General features: G+C 61.3%; 9 protein-coding genes. 3 read left to right on the top strand and 6 right to left on the bottom strand.

Annotation, left to right across the window (positions count from 1 at the left end; translation table 11 throughout):
• Together JNL55_RS11500 and JNL55_RS11505 are read right to left on the bottom strand one after the other, a co-directional pair.
• Nucleotides 1-1,109 (bottom strand): TonB-dependent receptor (locus JNL55_RS11500; RefSeq protein WP_293852966.1); only part of this gene is annotated, 1,109 nt, incomplete at its 3' end.
• Between the two features lie 112 nt (nt 1,110-1,221).
• A complete protein-coding gene (locus JNL55_RS11505) occupies nt 1,222-2,499 on the bottom strand; it encodes an MFS transporter (protein ID WP_293852967.1) in 1,278 nt (425 codons plus the stop codon).
• A 197-nt stretch (nt 2,500-2,696) separates the two neighbouring features.
• Between JNL55_RS11505 and JNL55_RS11510 the strand changes: the two genes are divergently transcribed.
• The 3 genes from JNL55_RS11510 to JNL55_RS11520 are packed head-to-tail and all read left to right on the top strand — an operon-like array spanning nt 2,697 to nt 5,462.
• Nucleotides 2,697-3,842: an epoxide hydrolase family protein gene (locus tag JNL55_RS11510; protein ID WP_293852968.1), complete on the top strand. Its 1,146-nt coding sequence runs from the start codon at nt 2,697-2,699 to the stop codon at nt 3,840-3,842.
• Nucleotides 3,843-3,874: 32 nt separating this feature from the next.
• Nucleotides 3,875-4,669, top strand: coding sequence for an alpha/beta fold hydrolase (locus tag JNL55_RS11515; RefSeq protein WP_293852969.1), 795 nt, complete (start codon nt 3,875-3,877; stop codon nt 4,667-4,669).
• A gap of 10 nt (nt 4,670-4,679) precedes the next feature.
• Complete coding sequence (locus JNL55_RS11520) at nt 4,680-5,462, top strand: enoyl-CoA hydratase/isomerase family protein (RefSeq protein ID WP_293852970.1); 783 nt, start codon at nt 4,680-4,682, stop codon at nt 5,460-5,462.
• A gap of 134 nt (nt 5,463-5,596) precedes the next feature.
• On the opposite strand, the gene JNL55_RS11525 is transcribed toward JNL55_RS11520, so the two are convergent.
• The 4 genes from JNL55_RS11525 to JNL55_RS11540 all read right to left on the bottom strand — a co-directional run.
• On the bottom strand, nt 5,597-6,379 hold the full coding sequence (locus JNL55_RS11525) for an SDR family NAD(P)-dependent oxidoreductase (protein WP_293852971.1): 783 nt from the start codon (nt 6,377-6,379) through the stop codon (nt 5,597-5,599).
• Nucleotides 6,380-6,382: 3 nt separating this feature from the next.
• Complete coding sequence (locus JNL55_RS11530; protein WP_293852972.1) at nt 6,383-8,014, bottom strand: class I adenylate-forming enzyme family protein; 1,632 nt, start codon at nt 8,012-8,014, stop codon at nt 6,383-6,385.
• 2 nt (nt 8,015-8,016) lie between these two features.
• A complete protein-coding gene (locus tag JNL55_RS11535) occupies nt 8,017-8,715 on the bottom strand; it encodes an SDR family NAD(P)-dependent oxidoreductase (RefSeq protein WP_293852973.1) in 699 nt (232 codons plus the stop codon).
• Nucleotides 8,716-8,729: 14 nt separating this feature from the next.
• The coding region (locus JNL55_RS11540; RefSeq protein ID WP_293852974.1) for an acetyl-CoA carboxylase biotin carboxyl carrier protein subunit at nt 8,730-9,100 on the bottom strand (371 nt) is incomplete at its 5' end.

Consider the following 9,100-nt stretch of genomic DNA (forward strand, 5'->3'; position numbering starts at 1 on the left):
TCCTGGCTGAACTGATCCTGTTCGAAAAAGATCGACTGATTGAAATAGCTGAACTGCGAACCGTCGAAGTCGGTGGTGTTGTCCACTTCCACGTCGCGATAGCCGGTGATCGAGGTGATCTTGCCGTTCAGCACTTCCCAATTCAGTTCCAACACCGCCATGTTGACGTCGATCTTGGAATAACCGGGATTGTCGAGCTGCACGTCCCACCAATTGCGCGGCTGGCGGAAGCCAGAGACGTAGGGTCCGTTGCCAGCCACTTCCCAACCCACTGCCGCGGTGGAATCGCCATCCTGTTTGTATTTTTCCAGGATCAGCGACGCTTCGAAGTTGTCGGTAGGGGTCGCGAGCAGCGTACCGCGCACCAGCGTCGAGTTGTTCTCGCCGAAGTCTTTGCCGTTGGCCAGATTGTGATAGTAGCCATCCAGATTGCGATCCAGCACCGACAGCTTGACCGCCAGCTTGTCCTTGATCACCGGGGCTTCGATCTTGCCCGACAGGTCGAAGCGGCCGTAATTGCCGACGACTGTTTGGGCGGCGAAGTCGAAGTCGCCGCTGGGCCGTGCTGTGCGCACCAGTACCGCGCCGCCAGTGACGTTGCGGCCGAACAATGTTCCCTGAGGACCGCGCAGAATTTCGATCGACTCCACGTCGAAGGTGTCGAGCATCGCGCCATAGTTCGATCCCCAGTAGACGCCATCCTGCACGATGCCGACGGCGGGCTCGTCCGATGCCGTGGTGCCCGAGACGCCCATGCCGCGAATGGTGAAGTTTTGGCCGCCCACCTGACTGGTCGGCTTCAAACCGACGCTGGGTGCGAGCTTGCCGATGTCATCGAGATTGTCGGCGAACACCGCCGCCAACTGTTGCGCACCGAAAGCCGAGATAGCGACCGGCGTGTCTTCGGCGGCTTCGTTGCTGGCGCGTTTACGTGCGCTCACCAACACCGTTTCCAACAGCACCGACGTCGAAGAATTCGCGGTTTCGGCGCCCGTGTCGGAATCGCTCTGTGCATGCGTCAACGACACCGGCGCCAACGATGCCGCAAAGCCGAGCGTCGCCAACTTCAGCACCGCGCTGCCGATTCGCTTGTTGTTGTATTGACTCATCCCCCTCACCTCGATGTGCTTATCTGAAGACGGTTTTGGACCTGAGCCCAAACTAGGTGTTCGCGCCGGCCAGCAAACCTACCCAAAGATAGGACCGACGATAGGCAGCCATTCATGCCACTGCCCGGCTGTGTTCCAACGCTCGCCGATAGTGCGGTAGCGATGAAAACAACAGCAGCGCCGCGCCGGCAGCGCTGGTCGCACACACGACCGCAAGCGACACACCGACCTTGGCAGGATCGCCGAACACACGATCGGTTACCAAGGCCACCACCGTCGGCGCGGCCCCCAGCCCGATCACGGACAACACGAACAAATACAGCGACGCGACGATGCCTCGCATGCGATTGGGTGTGGCCAACTGCAACGCCGCCGCCGACATGGCCTGCGGCAAGCTATAAAAGAAGGTGCCGCCGGCGGCAGCCACCAACGCCCCGTAGAAGCCCGGCATCAACGGCAGTGAGGCTGTGAACACCACCAGCGCGACGCTGGCGATGGCAGCGGTTCGAATCGGGCTATCCGCATAGCCGCGCCCCGCCAACCAACGATCGACGAACGGACCGCTGAGCACGCCGGCCGATCCCATGATCAACACGAGCACGCCATATTGCAGACCTACTGTGGTCGGATCGGCGCCATGCGTGCGCATCAGGAATGCCGGAATCCACGCCGGCAATGCATACAGCACGATGACGATCAGTCCCATGCCCAAATAAAAACGCACGTAGAACGCCCGCCCCTGCCATAGAAATGCGATGACTTCACGCAGGGAAAAACTGCGGTCTTGCGAACTCGCACTGTGCGCGCCCCGCGCCGGCTCACGAATGCTCAGCAGGACGAATGCCAGCAGCACGCCAGGCGTGCCCACCATCACGAAGGTGAGCTGCCAAGGCTGCATGCCAGACAGCATGGGCAACGTTTCGATCAGGCCGCTCATGGAGCCGATCACCATGCCGCCGGCAATCATCGCCAGACCGCCGCCGATGTACGGCCCCATCAGAAAGATGCTCATGGCTCGGGGCAGGCGTTCGCGATTGAAATAGTCCGCGATCAACGACCAGGCTGCCGGCGCGAGACAGGCTTCAGCGGCGCCCACTGCGGCACGCGCCAGAAACAACTGCCAATAGTTTTCGGCGAGCCCGCACGCTGCCGAGAACACGCTCCAAGTCGCGACACCGGCAACCAAGATGTTGCGACGGTTGGCCACATCCGCCCAGCGGCCGAACAACGGCGAGAACGCAATGTACGAGCCCATGAAGGCCAGGCCTTGCAGCAGGCTCAACTGCGTATCGCTCAACAACAAGTCGCGTTTGATGTCCTCGACCAGCAGGTTCAACACCTGCCTGTCGATGAACGCCACGGTGTACGCGAACGTGAGCAGGAACAGCACGTACCACGCGTAATTGCCCCGGTCATGGGCAGACGTTCGGGAGCTTACGGCGCTGTCAGCAAGGCTTTCGGAGGGGGTCACGGAGTTCAATACAACGTTCCTGGGTCCCGACGCTGGCACACTGCCGGCCAGCGCCGGGCCGGTCTTCTATCTTTCGATAGGCAACACCGACCGCGAGCCTGCGGCATGGTGGATTCATGCCACAGTCGCTGACCGTTCACTTTGCAGACCAGGCGCTGAGCGACTTGCGTGCGCGGCTGGCAGCCGTGCGTTGGCCGGATCAGCCCGAGGCCGCCGCCGGCTGGCGGCAAGGCACCGATCTGCATTATCTGCAAAGCCTGGTCGACTATTGGCGCGATGGCTATGACTGGCGGGTGCGCGAACGAGCGCTGAATCAGCTGCATCATTTCAGCGCAGCGCTCGGCGGCATCGATCTGCACTTCATTCACGAACCTGGCGTCGGCCCGGCGCCGATGCCGCTGTTGTTGCTGCATGGCTGGCCCAGCTCAGTGCTCGAGTTCACGCGCATTCTGCCAATGCTGACCGATCCGGCGCGCTTCGGTGGCGATGCTCGTGACGCGTTCACTGTCGTCGCTCCGTCATTGCCTGGCTATGGATTGTCGTATCGACCGGGTCAGCCGCGTCTCGACCTGGCTCAGAGCGCGGATGTGATGGCGGCGTTGATGCATCAAGTGCTCGGCTATCGTCGCTTCGCCGTGCATGGCGGCGATTGGGGTGCCCATGTCGGCACCCGCCTGGCTCATGCTCACTCTGAATTGCTCGCCGGCCTGCATTTGACCATGCTGATTCTGCCTCGCCCCGCAGAACCCGCCGCCGATCAAGAGCGCGACTATGTCACCGAGCTCACCCGTTGGAATCGGGACGATGCCGGCTATGCCATCATTCAAGGAACGCGACCGCAAACTCTGGCGTATGGATTGAGCGACTCGCCGGTGGCTCTGGCAGCGTGGTTGATTGAAAAGTTTCGCGAATGGAGCGACTGTGGCGGCGACCTCGAACGACGCTTCGACAAGGACGCACTACTGGACACGATCACTTGGTACTGGCTGACCGGCTGCATCAGCAGCTCGTTCGGGCTGTATTACTCCAGGCGGCAAGGTGTTACTGCGCTTCCCGAAGGCGCTCGCGTGACCGTCCCCACGGGGCATGCACGCTTTCCCGCAGGCTCCATTCACGCGCCTCGCTCGTTGGCCGAACGCAGTTACGACATTCGTCATTGGAGTGTCATGCAGGCTGGCGGTCATTTTCCCGCGTGGGAAGAGCCCGAGGCTCTGGTCAAAGACCTTCGCAATTTTTTCCGGCCACTGCGCACTGCTTCGTGATCACTACAAAGTTTCAGGGACATGGCTTGCAAATGACCGCCGACGTCGGCGGCGATCCGCAGGCACCCGCGGTCGTCTTGCTTCACGGCGGCGGCCAGACCCGACACGCTTGGGGCAGCACTGCTCGCGCACTCGTCGAAGCGGGCTTCTATGTCGTGTCGCTCGACCTGCGCGGTCACGGCGATAGCGAATGGGATTCGAACGGCGACTACTCTCTCGACTTACAAGTCGAAGACCTGCGCTCGGTGCTGCGGCAGATTCCAGGCAAGCCCGCCATCGTCGGCGCCTCGCTCGGCGGCTTCGTCGCATTGCTCACCGTTGGCGAAAGTGCTTCGCAGGTGGCACGCCAACTGGTGTTGGTCGATGTGACGCCGATGGTGGATCCGGCCGGTGAAGAACGCATCTTCGCTTTCATGCAAGGCTATCCGCAGGGATTCGCCACTGTCGATGAAGCTGCGGACGCCGTTGCTGCCTATCTTCCAGATCGCCCGCGACCTGCCAGCAGCGCTGGCTTGCAACGTAACCTGCGCTTGCGCGAGGACGGCCGCTACTACTGGCATTGGGATCCGCGGTTGTTCGACCGGCTGCGCGCCAGTCCGCAGTTCCAATTGCAACGTTATGAGACGGCGGCCCGGAATGTGCGCGTGCCGACCTTGCTGGTTCGCGGTCAACGCAGCGAACTGGTGACGCCGGAGAACGTTCGGCATTTTCTGGATTTGATTCCCAGCGCTCAGTACGTCGACGTGGCCGGCGCCGGCCACATGGTCGCCGGCGATCGCAACGATGCTTTCAGCGCCGCGGTGCTGGGCTTTTTGAACCATTCGTAATCTGTAAGCCATGAGCCAAGACACTGCTTCCGAACGCCGCCACGGCCAGATCAAGATCGTCCCGCACGATGCGGTGACGTTGTTACAGATCGACCGCGTCGAGAAACTCAATGCGCTCACTGCCGAGTTCTGGGGCGACCTGCGTCGCTCGCTCGATGAGCTCACTTCCGATGGTCGCACTCGCGCCATCGTACTCACCGGCGCTGGCGATAAAGCCTTTTGCGCCGGCGGCGATATTGCTGGCTTCGCCACGCTGACTACGCTCGAAAGCAAACGGGCTTATCAAATCGATGCCATGAATGGGTTCGCCGCGCTGGAGACTTGCCCGCTGCCGGTTATTGCTGCCGTGAATGGCTTGGCTTTGGGGGGCGGCTGCGAGCTGACGCTCGCTTGTGACATCGTGCTCGCCTCGGATCACGCCGTCTTCGGTATGCCTGAGGCAGCGCTCGGTTTGGTGCCTGGCTACGGCGTGCTACGAGCGCCGCATGTGATTGGTCGGCAGATGACTAAGCTGATGGTCATGGCCGGCGAGCGGCTCGATGCTCAGCAGGCGCTGCAGGCTGGGCTGGTGCAACGGGTAGTGCCGCATGAGCAGTTGTTGCCAGCTTCGCTGGAACTGGCGGCCAAGATCGCCGCGAATTCTTCGCTGGCTCTTGCGGTTGGCAAACGCTTGATCAATCGCGGCATCGACCGCGCTGAGTTTGATTATTCGGTCGAAGGACTGACTGTGTTGCAGGCCTCGGCCGAGACGTTGCAGCGGGTGAGGCAGTTTATTGATCGGCGGAAGAAATAAAGCCGAACGTCTCCTCAGTTACGCCAGCTTTGATAGCCGTTGTTACAGCCCGAGCATCAGGCTGTGCGAGGCGCCGTGCGTGACGGCCAGCAGGGCTTACGAACTCGCGACACGGAACGTTCCTGGGCGTGTCGTTACACGTCGTGGGCGCTGCCAGCGCCGGTCAGGGTCATGAACATCAGGCTGGCACCGCCGTCGACCATCAGGTTCACGCCGCTGATGAAGCTGGCTCGCGGTCCTAGCAGGAACGCGATGGCCTGTGCCGTCTCTTCCGGCTTCGCGATTCTTCGTAGCGCGATGGCTCGCTCTCGCTTGGCACGCTCGACATCATTCGCGTAAACCTTCTCGGTCATCGGTGTGAGTGTCGAGCCCGGCGACACGCAGTTACATCGAATGCCGTCGGCGCCCCACTCCACGGCCATCTGCTGAATCATCATCACCAACGCCGCCTTGCTCGCACTGTACATGCCGAGCGGTGGCGTCGGCATCTCGCTTGCTAGCGAGGACGTCGCAACGATGGAGCCTCGTGACTGACGTAATAAGGGATACGCCGCCTGGGCCAGCAAGAAAGTCGCTCGCGTGTTCACGGAGAACACTTGTTCATAGTCAGCCACCGTAAGCGACGCCAACGGCCCGACTTTGATCATGCCGGCGTTACTCACCAGCCCATCGAGCCCACCGAACGCTGCCTCCGCACGTCGCACGACGCGAGCAGGTGCTTCCTCATCCAACAAATCTGCTGTTTCAGTAACAACTTCAGCGCCGAGCCCACGCAACTCGGCAGCCGCGGCCTCAAGCGCCTCGACGTTGCGCCCGGCGAGCAGCAACTGCGCCCGCCCATTCCAAGGCTCAACCGCTAACAACTTCGCGACCGCGAGCCCAATCCCCCTGGCACCGCCAGTAATGATGACCCGCATCGCTCAAGCCCCGCCGGTCTTCAACAACTCACGCAATTTGAACTTCTGAATCTTGGTCGCCGACATCGGCCATTCGGTCACGAAACGCACTTCGCGCGGCACCTTGAAGCTGGCCAAGCGCCCTTTGCAAAACGCGATCAACTCTGCCGCGTCAACCTCTTTCCCAGGCATCAACTCGACAAACGCAACCGCCACCTCGCCGTAGTACTCATCAGGCTTGCCAACCACCTGAGACATCTTCACCGCCGGATGACGTCCCAAGTACGCCTCGATCTCCGCGGCAGCCACGTTCTCACCGCCGACCTTCAACATGTCCTTGATGCGACCGAGGAAATAAACATACCCCTCAGCATCGACGCTGCCGCAATCCCCAGTGCGCACCCAGCCGCCATCCACGATGGTGGAATCCGTGGCCGCCGCATCCTTGTAATAGGAATGAAACGAGTTCGGCCCCCGAAACTGAATCTCGCCCTGCCCGCCCGCCGGCACGATCTGGCCGGAATCATCGACGATGCGCACATCGACGCCGGCAATGGGCTTGCCATTGGTTCGCAGCCGATGCTCTTCATCGGACGAAGACGGCGTGAAGCTCACATAGCCGCTGGCCTCGGACATACCGAACAGCTGCAACGTCAAAATCCCCTCGGGCAGATACTCCTGCATGAGTTTGTGCGTCTCGAAGGGCGCCACCGCCACCATGCTCCGCACCTTGGCAAACGCAGCCTTGCTGTAATCCGGCTCGCGCAGCACCGGCAGAATCAAAGTAAAGAAGCCCGGATACAAATGTTCGATCTGATGATCTCGGATCAACCGAAGTGCCGCAGCCGCCTGGTGATAAATCGACGTCGCAAAGGCCGCGCCCTGCGACACCGCCGTGGCCGTCAAACCGATGCCACCAACATGGAAGCAAGGCATCGGCACCCACACCTTCTCGCCGGGCTGCAACTTCACGGCCTCCGGATAAGTGTGCACCCAAGTCTGATAGATGCCTCGATGCGTGAGCTGACAGGCCTTCGGTGCGGCCGTCGTGCCGGACGTGAACAACATCACTGAGATGTCGTCGATGGTCACCGGCGCAGCACACTGCTCCAGGTCCGACTCGGCCACCAGCGACCCGGTCGCTGCAAACTCCGCTAGAGGCACGAACGGCGCACGCTCGCTGCTACCGACCAGCACGACGTTCTCCAAGTACGGCGCATCCTCCAGATGCAACCGCCCCTGGCGTCGGCCGGCCGACAATGACGGGTACGTCTGCCACAGCAAGTCGCCGAAGTTCACGTGCTCGTCGATGCGATCGGTGGTGAACAGCAGCCGAATATCCGAGTGCTTGACCGCGTACTGCAGCTCATAGCTCTTGTAGCGAGCATTGATGGTGACAGTAATGGCGCCGAGCAGTTGGATCGCGAAGTGAACGACGAAGAACTCGGTGCAGTTAGGCATCCACACGCCGATACGGTCGCCGCGACGGATGCCCTGCGCGTACATGCCCTTGGCCAGCGCTGTGGCCCGCCGCAACAGCTCGTTATAAGTCAGCGTCTCATCATCGACGATGATGCAAGTTCGTTCGCCATGCACCAGCGCCTGCCGCCGCAGCAGTTCGCCATGAGGAGCGATGGCTTCGTACACACTTCCCATGCTCAGAGCCCACCATTCACGTCGACGGTCGCGCCGGTCATGTAACTCGATTGCTCGCTCGCGAGGAATGCCACGACATTCGCAATCTCGCTGGGTTGAGCCGCGCGCTTGAGCGGCGTCGTCTGCAGATATTTCTCTTTGACCGCAGGCGGCAACACCTTGCCCATGCCTGCGTCGATCAAAGCCGGCGCAATGGCGTTGACTCGAATGTTGTGCTCGGCAAGCAGGCGACCGAGCGTGCCAGTGAGATTGATCACACCCGCCTTGGAAGCGCCATAGTCGATCTGCGACGTGCCACCGCGGCCGGCGATTGACGCCATGTTCACGATCACACCACCGCCCGCATCCCGCATCTGTTTAGCGACTTGCTGACACGCATACATCACCGCGGTCACATTGACGGCCAAAGTGCGTTGAATCTGTTCCGGCGTCAGTTCCCAGAACGAAACCGGGTTGTAATAAGCCGCATTGTTCACCAGCAATTGAATCGGCCCCACTTCCCGGCGGATTTGTTCGAGCGTCGCTCCTAGCGCCGGAATATCGGTGAGATCGCAGCTGTAATGACGATAGTTGCCGGCAGTGGCCGGCGCACGCAGATCGAGACCGACGACGCTATAGCCTTCGCTATCCAAGCGCGCGGCAATCGCTGCACCCAGTTCGCCGCCCGTGCCGGTGACCAGCGCAATTTTTTTGGCACTCATGTGTTCCCCCACACTCAGGCCGCAGGCGCCTGCGAAAGTTTCACCAGCAGGCTGCCGCGAGCAGTCACGTCGCCTTTGCTCACCAGCACCGCTTCGACCTTACCTGCGCGCGGCGCAATCACTGGCAGCTCCATCTTCATCGCTTCCAGAATGACCAGCACTGCGCCTTTGGCGACCAGCTCTCCTGCTTGCACGCATACCGCCACCACCGCACCGCCGATGGGCGCCACCGGTTCCGACTCCGGCTTCTTCTGATCCGTGACTCGAGTGTTGCCGCTGGCAGCTCGCACTTGTCGTTGCTCACGACGCGTGCCGAACACGGCAACCTCAATCGTTCCTTGAGAAGTGGTGAGTTGCACCCGGCGCTCGCTACCGGTCGCAGCGG

Origin of the sequence: Steroidobacter sp., assembly GCF_016790065.1 — a bacterium.
Classification (GTDB): domain Bacteria; phylum Pseudomonadota; class Gammaproteobacteria; order Steroidobacterales; family Steroidobacteraceae; genus Steroidobacter.